15 protein-coding genes are annotated in these 20,016 nt (G+C 72.4%); 5 read left to right on the forward strand and 10 right to left on the reverse strand.

Going from position 1 to position 20,016, the window contains the following annotated elements:
• Positions 1 to 190: 190 nt before the first annotated feature.
• Entirely contained in the window at positions 191 to 856 is a 666-nt protein-coding gene (locus QCN29_RS00305) for a hypothetical protein (RefSeq protein WP_279925387.1), read from the reverse strand.
• Between the two features lie 179 nt (positions 857 to 1,035).
• Here QCN29_RS00305 and QCN29_RS00310 point away from each other — a divergent pair, with 179 nt between their 5' ends.
• On the forward strand, positions 1,036 to 1,389 hold the full coding sequence (locus tag QCN29_RS00310) for a hypothetical protein (protein WP_279925388.1): 354 nt from the start codon (positions 1,036 to 1,038) through the stop codon (positions 1,387 to 1,389).
• Between the two features lie 135 nt (positions 1,390 to 1,524).
• Here the strand turns inward: QCN29_RS00310 and glgP are convergent, their stop codons facing one another.
• From glgP to QCN29_RS00340, 6 genes are all read right to left on the reverse strand, one after another.
• Positions 1,525 to 4,212 (reverse strand): alpha-glucan family phosphorylase, encoded by a 2,688-nt coding sequence (gene glgP / locus QCN29_RS00315; RefSeq protein ID WP_279925389.1) that lies wholly within the window; start codon positions 4,210 to 4,212, stop codon positions 1,525 to 1,527.
• Positions 4,213 to 4,389: 177 nt separating this feature from the next.
• Positions 4,390 to 5,724, reverse strand: a complete 1,335-nt coding sequence (locus QCN29_RS00320) for an FAD-dependent monooxygenase (RefSeq protein ID WP_279925390.1) — start codon at positions 5,722 to 5,724, stop codon at positions 4,390 to 4,392.
• 69 nt (positions 5,725 to 5,793) lie between these two features.
• Positions 5,794 to 6,915 carry a monodechloroaminopyrrolnitrin synthase PrnB family protein gene (locus QCN29_RS00325; RefSeq protein WP_279925391.1) on the reverse strand — a complete coding sequence of 374 codons (1,122 nt, stop codon included), beginning with the start codon at positions 6,913 to 6,915 and terminating at the stop codon, positions 5,794 to 5,796.
• A gap of 63 nt (positions 6,916 to 6,978) precedes the next feature.
• Positions 6,979 to 8,760 carry an MFS transporter gene (locus tag QCN29_RS00330; RefSeq protein ID WP_318036678.1) on the reverse strand — a complete coding sequence of 594 codons (1,782 nt, stop codon included), beginning with the start codon at positions 8,758 to 8,760 and terminating at the stop codon, positions 6,979 to 6,981.
• A complete protein-coding gene (locus QCN29_RS00335) occupies positions 8,757 to 10,247 on the reverse strand; it encodes a 4-hydroxyphenylacetate 3-hydroxylase family protein (RefSeq protein WP_279925392.1) in 1,491 nt (496 codons plus the stop codon). The genes QCN29_RS00330 and QCN29_RS00335 overlap by 4 nt, the downstream gene beginning before the upstream one ends.
• Positions 10,248 to 10,403: 156 nt before the next feature.
• A complete protein-coding gene (locus tag QCN29_RS00340; RefSeq protein ID WP_240137986.1) occupies positions 10,404 to 11,375 on the reverse strand; it encodes an AraC family transcriptional regulator in 972 nt (323 codons plus the stop codon).
• 118 nt (positions 11,376 to 11,493) lie between these two features.
• Between QCN29_RS00340 and QCN29_RS00345 the strand changes: the two genes are divergently transcribed.
• Positions 11,494 to 12,423: an SDR family oxidoreductase gene (locus tag QCN29_RS00345; RefSeq protein WP_240137985.1), complete on the forward strand. Its 930-nt coding sequence runs from the start codon at positions 11,494 to 11,496 to the stop codon at positions 12,421 to 12,423.
• A gap of 71 nt (positions 12,424 to 12,494) precedes the next feature.
• The gene (locus QCN29_RS00350; RefSeq protein ID WP_279925393.1) at positions 12,495 to 12,686 is read left to right on the forward strand and encodes a hypothetical protein; all 192 of its coding nucleotides are present in this window, start codon (positions 12,495 to 12,497) and stop codon (positions 12,684 to 12,686) included.
• Here QCN29_RS00350 and QCN29_RS00355 read toward each other — a convergent pair.
• Genes QCN29_RS00355 through QCN29_RS00365 form a run of 3 tightly spaced genes read right to left on the reverse strand, consistent with a single transcriptional unit; the run spans position 12,656 to position 15,809 of the window.
• Positions 12,656 to 14,749, reverse strand: coding sequence for a M48 family metalloprotease (locus QCN29_RS00355; RefSeq protein ID WP_279925394.1), 2,094 nt, complete (start codon positions 14,747 to 14,749; stop codon positions 12,656 to 12,658). The two genes, QCN29_RS00350 and QCN29_RS00355, sit on opposite strands and share 31 nt — an antisense overlap.
• Before the next feature lie 5 nt (positions 14,750 to 14,754).
• Positions 14,755 to 15,594, reverse strand: coding sequence for an RNA polymerase sigma factor (locus QCN29_RS00360; protein ID WP_279925395.1), 840 nt, complete (start codon positions 15,592 to 15,594; stop codon positions 14,755 to 14,757).
• Positions 15,591 to 15,809 (reverse strand): hypothetical protein, encoded by a 219-nt coding sequence (locus tag QCN29_RS00365; protein WP_279925396.1) that lies wholly within the window; start codon positions 15,807 to 15,809, stop codon positions 15,591 to 15,593. The genes QCN29_RS00360 and QCN29_RS00365 overlap by 4 nt, the downstream gene beginning before the upstream one ends.
• 470 nt (positions 15,810 to 16,279) lie before the next feature.
• Between QCN29_RS00365 and QCN29_RS00370 the strand changes: the two genes are divergently transcribed.
• Both QCN29_RS00370 and treS read left to right on the forward strand, forming a co-directional pair.
• Positions 16,280 to 18,289 (forward strand): alpha-1,4-glucan--maltose-1-phosphate maltosyltransferase, encoded by a 2,010-nt coding sequence (locus QCN29_RS00370; protein WP_279925648.1) that lies wholly within the window; start codon positions 16,280 to 16,282, stop codon positions 18,287 to 18,289.
• Complete coding sequence (gene treS, locus QCN29_RS00375; RefSeq protein ID WP_279925397.1) at positions 18,286 to 19,998, forward strand: maltose alpha-D-glucosyltransferase; 1,713 nt, start codon at positions 18,286 to 18,288, stop codon at positions 19,996 to 19,998. The genes QCN29_RS00370 and treS overlap by 4 nt, the downstream gene beginning before the upstream one ends.
• Positions 19,999 to 20,016: the final 18 nt, after the last annotated feature.

Raw genomic sequence — 20,016 nt, forward strand, 5'->3', positions numbered from 1 at the left:
AAGCCAACAAGAGAACTGATGTTCACGACTTGGACGGGAGATCCACAAGATACTCACAGGGTTCCTGCACTCGAAGTGAGAAAGATCACTTCACACTGGGCGGCAAATCAACCTATCTGGAGCGCTGTTGGTTGAGGCCGTCTGTCACCTTGTTTTGCGCAGCTCGGCCGGACTCCCAGGGGACGAGTGATCAGCGGAGCTTGTCGACCGCGGTGGTCGTGGTCTGCTCGAAGGCGGAGACCGGTGCGTCCTTCAAGGCGCCCAGGCAGCCCCAGTCGACGAAGGTCACCGTGTTGCCGTCGCGGCCGACGCCGTGGAGGTTGACGCTCATTCCGGCTTCCGGTGGGGCGAAGTACGTGCCGTAGGCGTGGGCGCCGTCTTCGACCGGGAGGCGGCCGTAGTCGTCCCAGGCGGCCGTGGAACCGGGGTTGGCGCGCAGCCAGTCGGCGACGACCTTGTCAACCGCGGCGGCCAGGCGCTCGGCGGCGCGGGCGCTCGGCATCACCACGGTGACCTGGAGGGCCTCTGCGTCGAGGTCTGTGCGGAAGGTGCGGTGCCAGGTCGCGCCGTCGGCGGGGAGGACGTCCTCCAGGCAGAGCACCGGGAACTCCGGCATGCCCCTGGTGACCTTGCCCGCGTACCAGGGCGTGCCCTCGACGGGCGGCAGGTCCTTCGCGGCGAGGAAGCCGGGGACAGCGGACGCCGCGCGCTTCGCGGGCTGCTGCGGCTGCGGCTGCGGCTGCGCCCGGACCTCCCCGTCGACGGTCACCGCGAGGGCGCCGGCGAGGGTTGCGCTCACGGTGGCGACGAGGGCCGTACGGGCGGTGGTGCGGGCGTTGCCGCGTGCGGTGGTCATGGGTGCGTTTCCCCGTTTCTGATGGGTCGGATGACTCCGTGTCGTTCGGTGGTCCCAGCGTGGGCGGCGGGCCGGACGCGCCGCAATGACCACCGTCAGATACGGAACGCCTGGAATGGCTGCGCGTACTCTGGCCTGCGGAAACGCCAACTGCCTGTGACGCCATCACCCGGGTTACGGTGCGTCCGGTCGAGGACGCCGGGCCCGTCGTCGTACAGGAGCTGCACGTACGGGTCACTGAGCGCCGCGTGCCGCTGCCGTGGACGGCGTATGCGATGGCCGACGGCTGCGGCGGGGCGCTCACCCCGGCCGTGTACGAGGTCGACCTCGACGCGGACCGGCCGGCCGCCCGGCCGGTCGACGGGGTCGATGTGTCCGGCGCCGCCGGTGAGGTGAAGGAACTGCCCGCCCCGCGGCTGCCTATCAGGTGGCGGCTGGCGATCCGCTGGTGCTGCGGGTCGAGACGAGGACCGCCCGCTGTGACTGCGACTGGTACCTGGAACTGGCCTGGACGAGCGGGGGGAAGGGCATGATGCGCGTCGACGACGACGGCCGGCCCTTCCGCACCAGTGCCGTGTCCCCCCCACCCCCCCCACGCCGGATACCGGTACGCCGGCGAACAGGGCTGGACACGCTCATGAGCCGCCGATGAGCCGCCCGTAGGCCGGTCACCGCATCAGCACTCCCGCCCCTTCCCCCACCGCCTCCGTCGGCAGGGCCACCAGTCCGAGATCGGCGCTCGACGCGAGGAGCCGGTGGGCCGGGAGGATGCGGACGGTGTAGCCGAAGGGTCCGGTGCGGTCCAGGGCCAGTGGCCCCTCGTACACCCAGCGGCCCTCCAGATCGGGCCCGCCCGCCGGCTTCAGCGGGAAGGTGTCGGCGTCGCCGATCGTGTCGTCGGAGTCGACGCGGCCGGCCACCGCCTGCACCTCGACGTCGTCCGGCCGCAGTGTGCCCAGCGTGACGCGCACCCGCAGCGACAGGGTGGCGCCCAGCTCCGCCGTCCCGGCCGCGGCGGACTGGTCGAGGGCCTCGACATGGTCGATCCCCACCCGCGGCCAGGCCTCGCGGACGGTCGCCTTCCACGCCGCCAGTTCCCGCGCGGCGTCCGCGTCCAGCGCCCGGTGGGCCTGTGCGGCGGGCGCATACAGCCGCTCGACGTACTCGCGCACCATGCGCCCCGCGAGCACTTTGGGGCCCAGGCAGGTCAGCGTCCTGCGGACCATCTCGATCCAGCGGCCGGGCAGCCCGTCGGCGCCCTGGTCGTAGAAGCGCGGCGCGATCCGCTCCTCCACCAGCTTGTAGAGCGCGGCCGCCTCCAGGTCGTCGCGCCGCTCCTCGTCCGTGGCGGAGCCGTCGGCGGTGGGGATGGCCCAGCCGAAGTCCGGTTCGAACCACTCGTCCCACCAGCCGTCCAGCACCGACAGGTTGAGGCAGCCGTTCAGCGCCGCCTTCATGCCGCTGGTGCCGCAGGCCTCCAGCGGCCGCAGCGGGTTGTTGAGCCAGACGTCGCAGCCGGGGTACAGCTTCTGCGCCATGCCCATGCCGTAGTCGGGCAGGAAGACGATCCGGTGGCGTACGGCCGGGTCGTCGGCGAACCGCACCAGCTCCTGCACCAGCCTCTTGCCGCTGTCGTCGGCCGGGTGGGCCTTGCCGGCTACGACGATCTGCACCGGGCGCGTGGGATGCAGCAGCAGCTCGGCGAGTCGCTCGCGGTCGCGCAGCATCAGCGTGAGCCGTTTGTACGAGGGCACCCGGCGGGCGAATCCGACGGTGAGGACGTCCGGGTCGAGCACCGAGTCGATCCAGCCGAGCTCCGCGGCCCCGGCGCCGCGCTGGCGCCAGGAGGCGTGCAGCCGCCGCCGCACCTCGTGCACCAGTTGTTCGCGCAGTTCGCGGCGGAGTTCCCAGATGTCGGCGTCCGGAATGTCGGCGGCGGCGTCCCAGCGCTCGGCGGCCCCGACCGCCAGCTTGTCCTCGGCGCGGCCCAGGCCGATCTGGCGGGCGCCGAGGCGCAGCACCTCCGGGGCGATCCAGGTGGGGGCGTGCACGCCGTTGGTGATGGAGGTGATCGGGACCTCCTGCGGGTCGAAGCCCGGCCAGAGGCCCGCGAACATGGCGCGGCTGACGGAGCCGTGGAGGGTGGAGACGCCGTTGGCGCGCTGTGCCAGGCGCAGTCCCATCACGGCCATGTTGAAGAGTCTGGCGTCGCCGCCCGGGTAGGTCTCCCGCCCCAGCGCCAGGATTCTGTCGACCGGCACCCCGTCCAGCTCCGCGCCGTCGCCGAAGTGGCGGGCGACCAGCTCGCGGTCGAAGCGGTCGATGCCGGCGGGGACGGGTGTGTGCGTGGTGAAGACCGTTCCCGCCCGTACGGCTTCGAGCGCGGCGGCGAAGTCCAGGCCCGCGCCGCCCTCCTTGGGGGCGAGCCCCAGCTCCCTGATCCGCTCCAGGCCGAGGAAGCCGGCGTGGCCCTCGTTGGTGTGAAACACCTCCGGCGCGGGGTGGCCGGTGAGCCGGCAGTACGCCCGTACGGCGCGGACGCCGCCGATGCCCAGCAGCATCTCCTGGAGCAGCCGGTGCTCGCTGCCGCCGCCGTAGAGCCGGTCGGTGACATTGCGCTCGCCCGGGCCGTTCTCCTCCACGTCCGAGTCGAGCATCAGCAGCGGGACACGGCCGACCTGGGCGATCCAGATCTGGGCGTGCAGCGCGTGGCCGCCGGGCAGGGTGAGCGCGATGCGGCAGGGCGCGCCGTCCTCCTCGCGCAGCAGGCGGAGCGGCAGTTCGTTGGGGTCGAGCACCGGATAGTGCTCCTGCTGCCAGCCGTCGCGGGACAGGGACTGGCGGAAGTAGCCGTGGCGGTAGAGCAGTCCGACGCCGATGAGGGGGACGCCGAGGTCGCTGGCGGCCTTGAGGTGGTCTCCGGCGAGGATGCCGAGGCCGCCGGAGTACTGGGGCAGCGCCGCGGTGACGCCGAACTCCGGTGAGAAATAGGCGACGGCGGACGGGAACTCCCCGCTGTCGCCGCCGGAGCCGCTGCCGGCCGCGCCTTGGGGCGCGCTGTGCTGCTGGTACCACCTGCGGCCGTGCAGATAGTCGTCCAGATCGCCGGCCACGACGGCCAGCCGGCGCAGGAATCGCCGGTCGCCGGCCAATTCGGCCAGACGAGTGGCGGGCACGGCGCCCAGCAGCCGTACGGGGTCCTGGCCGGACGCCTTCCAGCCCCCGGGATCGACGGCCTGGAAGAGATCTCGGGTCTCGGTGTGCCAGGACCAGCGCAGATTGCGGGCCAGCTCGCTGAGCGGGCGCAGCGGTTCGGGCAGGACGGGGCGGACGGTGAATCGACGGATTGCCTTCACGGGTTCCACCTTCGCAGGGGAGGTACGCATCCGAGTGGACGCACGGCGGTGTGCGTCTCGCCGTCACCCGACGGTAATGGCACCTGACCCCGGCAACCACGGCGCGCGGCCGTACGCCCGGCGCATCATGGGGAGCGCGGGACGGAGCGCAAGGGGGAGCGCGCGCCCCACGCGTGGTCAGGGCAGCGAACGCGGTGTGAGGCGGTAGGGCGATCCCTGGTTGACGGTCTGCGGGTCGAAGGCCCCGGTCGCCGCGTAGCGGGCGGCGATCCGGGCCAGCTCGTCGGGCGGGATCACATCGTGGACGTCGGCGAAACCGCCGGGTGCGCGCTCGTGGGCGAGGTTGATGACGACCTCGGGCCCCAGCCGCCGGTTCGCCCGTTGCAGTTCGGCCGTCGCGGGCCTGCGGTCGGCCTCGTACAGGGCGAGGGCGACGGCCGGGTCGGGGTTGAGGGCCATGGCGTACCCCAGGGCGCGGCCGTCGACGATGGACTGGGTCGCGCCGTTGGAGCCGATCGGGTACATGGCGTGCGCCGCGTCGCCGATCAGGGTGGTGCGGCCCAGGGTCCAGCGCTCCAGCGGCTCGCGGTCGACCATCGGATACTCGTACGCCGCGTCGGCCGCCTTGAGGACCTCGGGGACGCTGACGCCGCCGAACTCCCATCCCTCGTAGTAGGGCAGGATCTGCGCTACGGGGACGGGCCGGTTCCAGTCCCCGTACGCGTAGGCTCTGTCGTCACCGCGTTCTCCGCGCGTAGCGTGTGCTGCGCGCGCCTCGGGCACGTCGTCGGCCGGGATGGCGAGGGCCCAGTTGACCAGCGTGTCGCCCGTCATCGGGTCCGGCTCGGTCATCGGGTAGACCACGGCCTTCTGCCGGTCGTCGCCCGCGATGAACATGAACTCGCCCGCGGCGGCGGCGGGCATGCGGGAGACCCCGCGCCAGACGAGCATGCCGTTCCACGGCGGGGCTCCCTCGCGCGGATTGAGCGCGGCGCGCACCGCCGAGCGGATGCCGTCGGCGCCGATCAGGACGTCCGGCTCCAGGCAGGTCCGGGCGCGCTGCTCCCCGTCCCGGTGCTCCAGCTGGACGCGCGCCCCGCCGTCCGGGAGCGTGTCGACGCCGGTGACGCGGACACCCGGAACCAGTGCGGCGCGGCCGAGCCGCCGGACCACGGCGTCGGCGAGCACGGTCTGCAGTTCGGCGCGGGCCACGGACAGCTGCGGCCAGTGGTACCCGGCGTCCAGACCGCGTGCCTCACGCGAGATGAGGGCGCCGCTGCGGTGGTAGTAGCGCAGCTCCCGGGTGCGTACGGCGCGCTCTTCGAGGGGGTCGAGCAGGCCGAGCGCGTCGAGTTCGCGCACCGCGTTGGGCATGATGTTCAGCCCCGCGCCGACGGGCAGGTTCTCCCGGACGGCCTCGACGACGGTGATCCGCTCGAATCCGGCGGCGTGCAGGGACAGCGCCGCGGTGAGCCCGGCGATGCCGCCGCCGGCGATGAGGATCTGGGGCATGGGGGTCGGACCTCCTGGGACGGTCATGCGAGCGGCACGGCCGGGCGGCCGCGCCGGGGAGCGGCTCGGTCACGCGGCGCGGGGGCTGGGGACCGGCGCGGACCGGCGCACCAGGGTCTCGTTGTCCCGGGTCAGGTCGAGCACCGAGCGCAGCAGCTCGATGGGCGCTCCGCCGCTGCCCGCGTCGTACAGCCGCACTTCGTCGGCGTACGCCTTGCGGGCGATGGTGATGTGGCGGGCGCGGAAGGTCTTGAGGATGCGCAGCACGCGGGCCAGGGAGACGGCCGAGGCCGCCAGCCGCGGCGGCAGCCGGTTGGCGGACTCCCAGCTGAGGGCGGCGGAGAGCTTGGAGACGGCGGAGACGCCGCCCTTGTGCGCTTGGTAGTGGGCGCGCCAGGAGGGGAGGCTGTACCTCACCGAGTCGTCGAGGAAGGCGTCGTACTCGGCCTTGCCGCGGTCGCACTGCCAGAGCGTCAGATCGACCAGCCAGAGCGGCACCTGGGCGGCGGCGGGGCCCAGGTAGTCACTGCCCGCGACGTCGATCTCCTCGAAGTAGGAGCGCATCTCCCGGGCGAAGAAGACCGGTGAGACCTGGGCGATGGTGAAGTCGATGGCTTCGACCATGGACTTCACCTGCTGCGCGATGCGGTCGAGGGTGTGGGCGAAGCCGGCTTCGTACGGCTCGCGGCGGGCCAGCTCCGCGCAGCTGCCGAGCGCCGCGACGAGGCTGGGGAAGACCATGCGGACGGCGTCCTGGAGATTGCCTTCCATGGGGTCCCCGGTGTACATCCGCTGTCGGCGGCCGAGCGGGTTCCACGCGGTGTAGTGGTGGACGGTGTCGCGCGGCACCATGTCGGTGCGCCTCCCCAGTTCTTCGAGGACGGGCAGCACTTCGGGCACGGCGGCGACCGGCTGCACGCCGTGCCGTTTGAGCGAGCCGAGGAGGATGCCGAGGTCCCGCATGGCGGCGAGCGCGTCGACGACCCCGAGGGAGGCTGCCCGTTCGGGCGTCGGCGTCAGGGCGCGCAGGGCGACGGTGAGCGCGGGCACGTCGGCGTCGGCGTTCATGGCGGGGACGGCGGCGAGGACAGGGTCGGCGGCGAGCGGATCGGCGGCGCGTATCTCTGCGATGCGGTAGCGCGGTTCGTCGCGCAGATCGAGACCGGGCGCGGCCAGGTCGTACAGCGTCACGGTGGGTGCCCCCTCGGGCGGGTCGGTTCGGGTCGGTCGGCAGGCGGGATGCGCGCCGTCGTGTCACTCCACGGCGCCGCCGACCCGGTCGGTGTCCGGCGCGGGGGCCGTGTGCGGCGACCCCGGCGCGGACGAGGACGCGGGGGCCGTGTGCGGCGACCCCGGCGCGGACGAGGGCGCGGGGGCCGTGTGCGGCGACCCCGGCGCAGACGAGGGCGCGGGGGCGGCGTGCTGCGACCCCGGCGCGGACGTGGATGCGGGGGCGGGCGGCGGCGCAGGGAGCCGCAGCCGCAGTGACAGGAGGACTGCGAGGGCCGCGAAGCCCGCGCCGACGAGGAGCGCGGCGCGGAAGCCCGCGGTCCGGGCGGCGTCGGCCGCCTCCGGTCCGAGGCCCGCGGTGGCGACGGCGACGAGGACGGCGAGTCCGAGCACCGAGCCGAACTGCTGGCTGGTGTTGATCAGCCCGGAGGCGAGTCCGGTCTCCTCGGGCGCGGCTTCGGCGGTCGCCGCGACATTGGTGGTGACCATGACCAGAGGCAGGGCCGCGCCCAGGACGAGGCTCGGGGCGAGTACGGCGGTGGCGAACGTCCCGTCGGCGGACAGCGACAGGGCCAGCCAGACCATGCCGCCGAGCAGCAGCGCGAACCCCGCCGCCATGGTCGTACGCAGCCCGAGGCGGCCGATGAGCCGGCCGGTCTGCGGCGCGAGGGCCACGACCACGAGGGAGAGCGGCAGCAGGCCCAGTCCGCCGGTCAGCGGAGAGTGTTCGAGGACGCTCTGCAGATACAGGCTGACGAGGAAGAACATCGGGAACAGCGCCATCTGCGCCAGTGCGCTCAGCACGTTGGCGCGGCGCAGGGCGGGCCGGCGCAGCACGCCGGGCGGCACGAGGGGGTGCGCGGTGCGGCGCTCCCAGAGGGCGAAGGCGGCGAGGAGCCCGAGGCCGGCCGTGCCCGCGGCGAGGGTGCGGACGCCGGTCCAGCCGGCCTCGCCCGCGCCGACCAGGGCGTAGGCGACCAGCCCCAGGCCCGAGGTGACGCCGAGCGCCCCCGCCAGATCGAAGCCGGGTCGTGCGTCGCGCGTCCCGGCGTCGAGAACGCGCAGTGCGAGCAGCCCGAGCGCCGCGGCGACGAGCACGTTGAGCCAGAAGGTGGAGCGCCAGCCGAGGATGTCGGTGAGCACTCCGCCCAGTACGGTGCCGAGGACCCCGCCCAGTCCGCCCATGGCGGCGAAGACGCCGAGCGCCCGGTGCCGGGCGGGGCCGTCCGGGAACAGCCCGAGCAGCACCGCGAAGGCGGCGGCCGCGGCGAGGGCCGCCCCCACGCCCTGCGCCGCGCGCGCCGCGATGAGCTGGTCGGAGGAGCCGGCGACGGCGCCGGCCGCGGAGGCGGCGGCGAGCAGGCCCAGCCCGGCGAGATACACCCGGCGCCGTCCGAACAGATCGGCGGTGCGTCCCCCGAGGAGCAGCAGCCCCCCGAAGGTGATGAGATAGCCGTTGGCGACCCACGACAGCCCGGCCGAACCGGACCCGAGGTCCCGGCCGATGGACGGCAGCGCGACATTGACAAGGGCCGTATCCATGATCATTAACAGCTGGGTGGCGGCCAGCAGGGCGAGCGCGACGGCGGGCCGCCGGAGTGCGTCGGGCCCGCGCGGACGTGTACCGTGCCGCCGCCCGGGCGGGGTGGCCCCGTCCTCGGCCGCCGCGGTGGCCGGGGCGTCCTCGGCCGCCGCCGTGGCCGGCCTGCCCGTCCCGGAGGCCCCCGCACGAGTGCCCGTCCGGATGGGGGACCGCGCCGGGTCGCCCGACCGGGACCGGGCCGCGGCTTTCTGGCGGCCCGTCACCGGGCCGCGTCCTCGCCGGCCGCGCGGCCCGTCAGACCGTAGCCGTCGAGGCAGGAGCGGGCCAGCTCCTCGCACGCGGCGGTGTCCCCTTCCCACGCCTGCTGCATCAGATAGACGTGCGGCGCGCCGTGGTAGAAGCGCTCGTACTGTTCGTGACGGCCTGCGAACTCCGAACCCAGCGCGTCCCACGCCAGTTTGAGCAGCTTGACGCGGTCCTCCGCCGGGTGGCCGGGCGAGCGGATGTACTTGCGCACCAGCGGGCCTAGCTCCGGGTGGAGCAGGTCCTCGCCGGAGGCGGGGAGTTGGATGAGTCCCCCGCCCGCCAGCATCCTGATCTCCTGGACGGCCTGCGGGTACAGCTCTCCGGCCATGATGCGCTGGGCGAAGGAGATCTCCTTGCCCGGCATCACCCCGCCGGCGCCGACGGCCGCGCCGTCCCCGCCGTCCACCTGTTCGTATGACGCCTCGGCGGCCAGCACGAAGGCCTTGGCCTGTGCGACCTTCCCCATCAGCCGTCCGACAGCCTGCGTCACCTGCGGCAGCCGGTGGGTGTTGTTCGCCTTCGTCAGCAGGATCGCGATCCCGGTGAGGAACTCCAGCTTGGTCCAGAAGCGGGTGGCCGCCTGATGGACGAAGTTGACGTACGCGGGCGTCCGCCACCACATCCGGAAGGTGGTGTCGACGTTCCGGTACGTCAGCATCCGCTCCCACGGCACGAAGACGTCGTCGCACACGAGCAACGCGTCGTTCTCGTCGAAGCGCGACGACAGCGGGTTGTCGTAGACGCTGCGCGCCTGCGCCTCGTACGAGGTGCGCGACAGCAGCTTCAGCCCCGGGGTGTCGAGGGGCAGCGAGAAGCACAGCGCGTGTTCGACGTCCTGCGGCGCCAGGGGCTCTATCGTGCCGACGACGACCTCGTTGCCGAAGACCGAGGCCGTGCCGATCATCTTCGCGCCGCGGACGACGACCCCGCCGTCCTTCTCGGCGACCGCCCGCACCACCAGGTCGTCCTCCTCCTGCTCGGAGGCCGGCCTGGTCCGGTCGATCTGCGGATTGGCCAGGGTGAAGGTCGCGTACAGGTCGCCCTCGGCAAGCCGCCGCCAGTACGCCAGGGCGTTGTCCGCGCCGTCGAAGGAGTCGGTCGTGAACACCGCGGGCGCGGCCGCGAAGCCCGCCGCGCCGCCCGCCATGTAGTCGGGCGTGCGCCCCAGGAAGCCGAAGCTCGCCTCCGCCCACACCTTGTACGCCTCGCGCCGGGCGACGAGATCCTCGTACGAGCGGGGCACGGCGAAGGCCCGGTGCTCCCCGTCCGAGGTGAGCCGCGCCCGGTGCCCGGAGGAGTGCGCCAGGTCGTACAGGCGGGCGATGGACGCCGCGGTGTTGCGGAACGCGGCATGGCGGGTGACGTCCTTGACGCGTTCGCCGTCGAGCCACACCTCGCGCCCGTCACGCAGCGATTCGAGGTACTCCTGACCAGACCTGGTCAACGTGCCTCCCTCTCTCAGTTCTCCATGGCCCCCCGAGGCCGCCGCGGCCCCGGTGACACTGGCTCCCGGCTGATGCCGAGCCTGTCTTCCGGCCATCACACGAGGCAATGAACGACCGTCCACCGGTGATTAAGAACCGGCCAGTCCGCTGCTCGGTCATGCCGCGCTGAGGCTCTGCGAGCGGTACTCGCCGGGCGTCATCCCGAACCACTTGCGGAACGCGAGATGGAAGCCCACGGCGCTCTGGTAGCCCACCCGCTCCGGCACGGCCGACTGCGGCAGACAGGTCTCGCCGAGCAGCCGGGCCGCCTCCTGCATCCGCCGCCCGGTCAGGTGCCGGGCCGGCGCTTCCCCCACCAGCTCGCGGAACGCTGCGGTGAACGCCGACCGCGACATCCCGACCTCGCGGGCCAGCGACTCGATCGTCCAGGGCTCGGCGAAACGGGTGGCGATGATGACCATCGCCTTGCTGATGCCGGGGTTGGCGAGCACGGGCAGCGAGGAGGGGTTTTCGGCCAGTTCACGCAGCAGCGGGCGGAGCGCAAGCACCAGCGCCATCTCGAAGGTGCGCAGGGTGATCAGCCGGTCGCCCGGTCCGGTGGGCCGGTCGGTGGCGGCCAGCAGCCGCAGGGTGTCTCGCAGCAGTGGCTCCTTGTCGACCTGGGAGCGGTCCAGCACCAGCGCCCAGGGGAGAGCCTTGTACAACCCGGTGGCGGCGCTGGCGTCGTAGTGCAGTCCTGCGCACAGGATGCGGCTCTCCGGCCCCGTCCCCTCGATCCTGATCTCTCCGGAGGTGCCCGGCTGCCGCTCGGGCAGGACGGCGGCGAGCGCGACGCCGCCGTGCCGCTCGGGCAGGTCGGAGAGCCGGTGGGCGGTGCCGGTGGGGAAGAGGGCGAGGTCGCCCGTCTGCAGTTCGATCGGGGTCTGGTCCTCGCCGGTGATCCAGCAGCCGCCCTCGGTGATGTAGTGGAGGACGGCGCAGCTCTGCTCGGCGTCGCCCTCGATGGCCCAGGGCGCGCGCACATGCCAGCGACTGTCGAACACCCCTGTGAGCCGCAGCGGTTTCAGCAGTTCGCTGAGGAGGTCGTCGCCGAGGTCGGTCTCGTCTTTGCTGTCCGTGGAGTCCATTGGACGATCCTTCAACCTCCGCCCCGGTTTGTTAATTGCTCGGCCGAAGCCGCCGACGCGAGCCTGGAAGAGCCGTTCACGGCAGCAGCCACACCCTATCGAAGGGCTCTTCAGACAAATGTCCGATCACATTCCGATGCGGGTCGCGGTCGTGGGCGCGACCGGCTTCCAGGGCGGCGCGACGGCCCGTCTGCTGGCCGAGCGGGGCCACCGGGTCCGTACGATCAGCCGCCGGCCGGAGGCGGACCGCCCGGAGATCCCGGGCGTGACCGTCGCGCCGGGCGATCTGGGGCGCTACGACGACGTCCGCGCCCTCTTCGAGAAGGCCACGCACGCCGCCGTGGTGCTGCCGCTGGTGTACGAGGCCGAGAAGGTCATGACGTACGCCCAGCACATCGCGAAGGCGGCCCGGGAGACCGGGCTGCGCCGGGTGGTCTACAACGCCAACACCCGCATCCCGGACCGTACGACCAATGTCGCGGCCTTCGAGACCCGCCGGCTCGCCGAGACCGTGTTCCGCGAGAGCCTCGCCCAGAGCGAGGTGGAGCTCGTCGTCGTGCGACCGCCGGTCTACCTGGACAACCTCTTCAGCCCGTGGAACGGCCCTGCCCTCGTCGACGAGGGCGTGCTCGCCTATCCGCTGCCGGCGGACGCGCCGGTCTCCTGGATGTCGCACCGCGATCTGGCGGAGGCGGTGTACGCGGCGCTCACGGTCGACGGCGTGGCGGGCCGTGCCTTCGACATCGGCGGCAGCCGGACGCTGACGGGCGAGGAGCTGGCGGCCGCCTTCGGCGAAGGGCTGGCCCGCGAGGTGCGCTATGTGCCGCTGGATCCGACGGTCTTCGAGCAGAGCCTTGCCCAGGTGATCGGCGCTCCGGCGGCGTGCGGGGTCGCGGGGCTCTACCACTACATGGCCAGCGGGGTGGAGCCGGACCTGATGGCGGGCGACGACGGGGCGACGGCCGCCGCCCTGTCGGTGAAGCCGCTGCCGGCGGCGGCATGGGTGGCCGCCCAGCCGTGGCATATGTGGGCCGGCGGACAGGCGTGATGGGTGTGATGGGCGGCGCATGCCAGACAGGCGGAACGCGAGAAGCAAGAGGAACGAGGGGAACGGCAGGCATGACGCACGACACCGGCAGCAGCACCGACGACATCACCGGAACCGGCGCCGTCACCAGGACCGGCACCGGCGCCGTCACCAGAACCGGCGTGATCAACAGCACCGGCGCTCGGACCGCCGTGGGTCCGGAGCCCAGCTGGGGCGCGGTGTGCGCAGGAGGTCAGGAGCCCAGCTGGGGCGCCGTGCCCTGAGTGGGCGGCCCGCCGGACGGCGCCTCGTCGACGGGCAGGCACCACAGCCCCTGCTGCCGGTAGCCGGGCGGGCAGACGGGCCGGTACAGGGGCGCCTCGGTACGCGCGTCGCGGGGCAGGGGCGGCGGCGACGGCGGTTCCCTGTTGACGGTCTGCCAGCGCAGACCGAACAACAGCAGGGTGAGCAGCGCCATGAGGAAAGCGGCTGCCGGGAACAGTTTCCGCGGGGGCTCCGTCGCCGGCTCGGCGGGCGGGGGCTCCGGCGGAACCCGCAGCGCGGACCCCCGGCCCGCGCTGCTCAGCTCGTCGTCCATGCCCACCCGGCACAGCAGCAGGCAGGAGCGCAGCCGGGCGGCGCGCTGCGGGTCGGCCGGCGCGCCCGGCGCGAGCTCCAGGGCCTCGGCCGCCTGTTCGTCCTCGGCCACCGCCCGTCCGGGACCGTCCCAGCGGAAGGTCCAGCGGGCGCGGCCCGCGGCGACGAGGGCCTGTGCCACGAGGACTTCCACCGCGAGGGCCGCGCGACGGGCGTCGGCCTCGCGCTGTGCCGCCCGCCGGGCCTCGCGCGCTCGCGGACCGGCGGCTGCCCGGTGCTCCGGCGCCGTGCGCCACCAGGGCTCCCCGACCCACCGGCCGCCGTCGTAGCAGTCCTCGATGTCCCCGTCGGCCTCGCTGCTCTCGCCGCCGTCGCCGCCGCTGCCGCCGTGCGCGCGCCGGATGACGCCGTCGACTTCCTGGCCGCCCCAGAGCTCCCGCCACCCTTCACCCCACCCCGCGTCCCGCAGTGCGTCGACGAGTTCGGGGCCCCGCCCGCCGGTGAGCAGTTCGAGCACTCCGCCCGTCGTGGGGCGCGCCATGGCGATCAGGCCCACCGCCCTGTGCAGTTCCTCCACGGCGCGGACGGCCCGGACCTCGGCCGCTTCGGCCAGCCAGTCGGCCCACGGTCGCGTCCGGCGTCGGCGGCCCGGCGGCCGGGTCGGCAGCAGCACGGCGAGCACCGGCTCCGGAAGGGTTCCGTCCGGGTTGACCAGCCGGTACGCGGGGCGCAGATCGCGCTCCGCCTCGACCGCGCAGGGCAGCGACCGCAGCGCCTCCAGCCGCCGCTCCAACGGCGGATGGGAGTCGAAGGGATGGCGGGCCGGGGTCGGGGCCGTACCCGGCCGGGCCGCCACCCGGTTCCGGTACCCCGGATCGTCGAGCATCGCCGCGAAGGCGCGCAGCGGATCGTCCGGCATTCTCCCGGCCGCGGCCATCGGGTCCAGCAGCCCGGTGCGGAAGTCCTCCCACGCCCGTCCCAGCGCGGCCGCGGACGTCAGGGCGGCGGCCGCCGCCTCCGGCCCCGCGACATACGCCGCGGCGGCGTCCGCGTCCAGCTCCTGTCGGCGGCGGACGGCGAAGGAGAGCACGTTGTACAGCCAGGCGTACACACGCAGCGTCAGATGCTGGAATCCGGTGTAGGCGGTGGTGATCGGGTTGCCGACCTCCGGCTTGGCGAAGGTCCGGCAGGCGGCGTCCAGGCCTTCGGCGCCCTGGTAGACGCGGGCCGCGAACCGGGTGTGCCCCTGGGCGTAGTGCCCCAGTTCATGGCAGAGCACGGCGCGCAGTTCGTCGGCGCGCAGGCCCGCCAGCAAGGGCAGGCCCAGATACAGACGCCGTTCCCGGATGCCGCGTGCGCCGGTGCGCACATCCTCGACCACCGCCGCGTTGGCCTCGGCGGTCAGCCGGATCTCGGTGGGCACGGCGACGCCCGTGCGCTCCGCCAGTTCGACCACCTCGTCCCACAGGCCGGGGGCGGCGTCCTCGTCCACGGCGACCGTGCGGGGCCTTGGCCCCGTGCTGCCCGCTCTGGCGAAGATCTGGGGGATCACCGCCACGGCGGCCGCGGCAAATCCGATCTGGAGCAGTGCGACGGGCAGGCTGCCGTCGTCCTCCGGTGCGAACACGATCCGGGCCATGACGACGCCGAAGAAGCCATAGCCCCCGACCAGCGCGACGGCCAGCACATAGAAGCCCGCCACCAGTGCGAGCGCCACCGCGGTGTGCAGCAGCCGGGATAACCGGCTCACCCTCCTCATGCCCCGTCGGCCTCTCGCAAGCCGTCGGCCTCTCGCGCGCCGTGCACTTCCCCTGTGCCGTGTGCTTCTCGCGCGCCGTGCACTTCCCCCGCGCCGTGTGCTTCTCGCGCGGCGGCGGCGCGGCGCACGGCGGCGAGCATGGCGGCCGGACGCTCCGACTGGGCTGCCGCGGCGCGCAGCCACAGCTCGGTGCGCCGCAGCAGCGCCGTGACCGGGTCGGCCGGTTCCACCGGGCGCGCCGCGGCGGCGAAGGTGTGCGCGGGCACCAGCGCGTCGCCGTCCTCGTGCCGCGCCCGCCGCGCTCCGCCGGCGGTCCGCTGCCCCCGCAGGCCCAGGGCCTTGGCCAGCTTGTCGCGGGCCCGGGACACATGGGCGGCGACGCCGCCTCTGGTGATGCCCAGTTCCTCGGCGATCGCCTCCTGGGTCATGCCTTCGAGGCAGTTGAGCACCAGAACCGTCCGCTGCTTCGCCGGCAGCGCGGCCACCGCGGAGAGCACCGCACGCGCCTCGACGGTCTGTTCGACGGCGGCGGCAGCGGGCGGCCGCAGGGTGTCCGGCTCCGCGGGCCTGGTGCGCGCCCGGTCGCGGGCGGCGGCCCACAGCCGCTGCCGGACCACCCGGTACACCCATGCGTCGGGGGCGTCGTAGTGCCGCAGCCGGTCCCAGCGCACGAAGGCGGCGGTGTACGCCTCCTGCACGGCGTCCTCCGCGTCCTGGCCGCAGCCTCCGCACAGCAGCAGCGCCCTGGCCGTCATGCCGGGGAAGGTCCGCGCGAAGAACGCGTCGAACGTCAGCCCGGATGCCGTCACCTCGTCCGCTTCGATCTGCCCGGTCAACGCTCTCCCCCCTCGTGCGCCGGCGCCGGAAGCAGCGTCAGGCTGGCCCTGCCCGGGCCGCGGTGGTCCAGAACCAGCGCGGAGGCCGCGGCTCCCGTCCCGGAGACGGCGGCCACGATACGCCGCCGCTCCCTCGACATCAGCCAGAACAGCAGGATTCTCGGGAGACCCGTCACCACTCCGACCGCCGCCACCGCCACCATCGATTCCTGCATCGGGACTCCCCTGCTCGTTCACCGGACCGTGCGGGCGGCGCACCGCGTGCGCCCGCCCTCGCCCGGTAACAGCCGTACGGCGGCGAAGTGTTTACCGCGTGACCGAAAACCGCGGCGATGTCGTGGTCCGACCTTTTGCAGGGCCCCTGGCGCGCTCGCCGGTGTGGTGCAAATGTCTCTCGGAGCACCGGCAGCACAGGCCGACAGCACCGGACAGGCAGTCACCCGACCACCGGATTGCCCACCCACCGGGCGTGGGAAGGCTCATCCGGTACATACGCAGGCGAGCGCGTCCCTCTGAGTATTTCTTCCGCCCAGCCGAGTGAACGCGGACAGGAGCGGCCATGCCCGCAGCCCGCCAGTCGACGACCGAGCAGCTACAAAGAACCAGCACTCCAAAATCGAGTAAAACGACGCAAACGGCCCAGTCCGTTCTGCCCGCACTGCCCTCAGGTGATGTCGTGAACCCCATGATCGGCCGCATCCCCGTCCTGGACGTCCGCCCTCTCGTCGACTGCGGAAGAAGGCCCGCCAAAGCGGTGACGGGCGAGACCTTCCAGGTCACCGCCACCGTTTTCCGCGAAGGCCATGACGCCGTCGCCGCCAATGTCGTGCTGCGCGACCCCAGCGGGCGGCCCGGTCCCTTCACCCCGATGCGGGAGCTCGCGCCCGGCACCGACCGCTACGGTGCGGAGGTCGCCGCCGATGCCGAGGGCCTGTGGACGTACTCCGTGGAGGCGTGGAGCGACCCGGTCGCCACCTGGCGGCAGCACGCCCAGATCAAGATCCCCGCCGGGATCGACACCGCGCTGGTGCTGGCGGAAGGCGCGGAGCTGTATGAGCGGGCCGCCGCGGGTGTGCCCAAGAAGGACGGCCGGGAGGCCGTGCTCGCCGCCGTGGACGCGCTGCGCGACGAGGCCCGGCCGGCCGCCGCCCGGCTCGCCGCCGCGCTGGCTCCCGACGCCCGCGCCGCCCTCGACCGCCACCCGCTGCGCGAACTGGTCACCTCCTCTTCGGCGTTGCCTCTGCTCGTCGAGCGCAAGCGGGCGCTGTACGGCTCCTGGTACGAGATGTTCCCCCGCTCCGAGGGCGCGGTCGTCGCCGACGACGGCCGCCCGCCGGTCTCCGGCACGCTGCGCACCGCCGCGGAGCGGTTGCCCGCGATCGCGGCGATGGGCTTCGACGTCGTCTATCTGCCCCCGGTCCACCCCATCGGCTCCACACACCGCAAGGGCGCCAACAACTCCCTCTCGGCCGGGCCGCACGATGTGGGCGTGCCCTGGGCGATCGGCTCCGCCGAAGGCGGCCATGACGCACTCCACCCGGACCTCGGCACCCTTGAGGACTTCGACCGCTTCGTGCTGGCGGCCCGCTCGCTGCGCATGGAGGTCGCCCTCGACTTCGCGCTCCAGTGCTCCCCCGACCACCCCTGGGTGGAGAAGCATCCCGAGTGGTTCCACCGCAGGGCCGACGGCTCCATCGCCTACGCCGAGAACCCGCCGAAGAAGTACCAGGACATCTATCCGATCGCCTTCGACGCGGACATGCCGGGTCTCGTCAAGGAGACGCTGCGCGTACTGCGCTTCTGGATGGGCCACGGAGTGCGGATCTTCCGGGTGGACAATCCGCACACCAAGCCGGTGGTCTTCTGGGAGAAGGTCATCGGGGAGATCAACCGCACCGATCCGGACGTGGTCTTCCTGGCGGAGGCGTTCACCCGCCCGGCGATGATGCACACGCTGGCCGCGGTCGGCTTCCAGCAGTCGTACACCTACTTCACCTGGCGCAACACCAAGGCGGAGCTGACCGAGTATCTGACCGAGCTGTCCGGCGACTCGGCCGCCTGCATGCGTCCCAACTTCTTTGTGAACACCCCGGACATCCTGCACGCCTACCTCCAGCGGGGCGGCCGGCCCGCCTTCGAGGTGCGGGCGGTGCTCGCGGCGACGATGTCGCCGTCCTGGGGCGTGTACGCCGGATACGAGCTGTGCGAGAACACCCCGCTCAGGCAGGGCAGCGAGGAGTACCTCGACTCGGAGAAGTACCAACTGCGCCCCAGGGACTGGGAGTCGGCCGAGCGGGAGGGGCGCAGCATCGCCCCGCTGATCACCCGGCTGAACCGGGTCCGCCGCCGCCATCCGGCCCTGCAGCAGCTGCGCGACCTCACCTTCCACGACGTCGACAACGACCAGGTGATCGCGTACTCGAAGCACTCGGGACGCCCGGGAGACCCGGGCTCCGACGTCGTCCTGGTGGTCGCCAACCTGGACCCGCACCACACCCAGGAGGCCACGGTCTCGTTGGACATGCCGCGCCTCGGCCTCGACTGGCACGAGAGCGCGCCGGTGCGCGACGAGCTCACCGGCGAGACCTATCACTGGGGCAGAACCAACTATGTGCGCCTCGAGCCGGGCATCACGCCAGCGCACATCCTCGTTCTGCGACCGTCCCCGCCGATCGGAGGGTCACCCACATCATGATCGTCAATGAGCCCGTCCACGACACGTTCGAGGACACGCCGGCCAAGGACCGCGATCCCGACTGGTTCAAGCGGGCCGTCTTCTACGAGGTCCTCGTCCGCTCCTTCCAGGACAGCAACGGCGACGGCATCGGCGACCTCAAAGGCATCACCGCCAAACTGGACTATCTGCAGTGGCTGGGCGTGGACTGCCTGTGGCTGCCGCCCTTCTTCAAGTCCCCGCTGCGGGACGGCGGTTACGACGTGGCGGACTACACCTCCGTACTGCCGGACTTCGGCGACCTGGCCGACTTCGTGGAGTTCGTGGACGCGGCCCACCAGCGCGGCATGCGCGTGATCATCGACTTCGTCATGAACCACACCAGCGACCAGCACCCGTGGTTCCAGGAGTCCCGCACCAACCCGGACGGGCCCTACGGCGACTACTACCTCTGGGCGGACGACGACAAGCAGTACGAGGACGCCCGGATCATCTTCGTCGACACCGAGACGTCGAACTGGACCTTCGACCCGGTGCGCAAGCAGTACTACTGGCACCGCTTCTTCTCCCACCAGCCCGATCTCAACTACGAGAACCCGGCGGTGCAGGAGGAGATCATCTCCGCGCTGCGCTTCTGGCTGGACCTGGGCATCGACGGCTTCCGGCTGGACGCGGTGCCGTATCTGTACCAGCAGGAGGGCACCAACTGCGAGAACCTCCCCGCCACCCACTCCTTCCTCAAGCGGGTCCGCAAGGAGATCGACGCGCACTACCCGGACACGGTGCTGCTCGCCGAGGCCAACCAGTGGCCCGAGGACGTCGTCGACTACTTCGGCGACTACGCGGCGGGCGGCGACGAATGCCATATGGCGTTCCACTTTCCGGTGATGCCGCGCATCTTCATGGCCGTACGGCGCGAATCCCGCTACCCGGTCTCCGAAATCCTCGCCAAGACCCCGGCGATCCCCAAGAACTGCCAGTGGGGCATCTTCCTGCGGAACCACGACGAGCTCACCCTCGAAATGGTCACCGACGAAGAGCGCGACTACATGTACGCGGAGTACGCCAAGGACCCGCGGATGCGGGCCAACATCGGCATCCGCCGGCGGCTCGCGCCCCTGCTGGACAACGACCGCAACCAGATCGAGCTGTTCACGGCGCTGCTGCTGTCGCTGCCCGGCTCCCCGATCCTCTACTACGGGGACGAGATCGGAATGGGCGACAACATCTGGCTGGGCGACCGGGACGCGGTGCGCACACCGATGCAGTGGACCCCGGACAGAAACGCCGGCTTCTCCTCCTGCGACCCCGGACGGCTGTATCTGCCGACCATCATGGACCCGGTCTACGGCTACCAGGTCACCAATGTGGAGGCGGCGATGGCCTCGCCGTCCTCGCTGCTGCACTGGACCCGCCGGATGATCGAGATCCGCAAGCAGAACCCGGCCTTCGGGCTCGGCTCGTACAGCGAGCTGCCCTCGTCGAACCCGTCCGTCCTGGCCTTCCTCCGGGAGTTCAAGGACGACCTGGTGATGTGCGTGAACAACTTCTCGCGGTTCGCCCAGCCGACGGAGCTGGATCTGCGCCGGTTCAGCGGCTACCACCCGGTCGAGCTGATCGGGGGCGTGCGCTTCCCCGCGGTCGGCCAGTGGCCGTATCTGCTGACGCTGGCGGGCCACGGCTTCTACTGGTTCCGGCTGCGGAAGGACGCGGCGACGGCTCCGTCCTGAAAGAGCGATCGACCTAAA

It is taken from the genome of Streptomyces chengmaiensis (genome assembly GCF_029846775.1).
GTDB lineage: Bacteria > Actinomycetota > Actinomycetes > Streptomycetales > Streptomycetaceae > Streptomyces > Streptomyces chengmaiensis.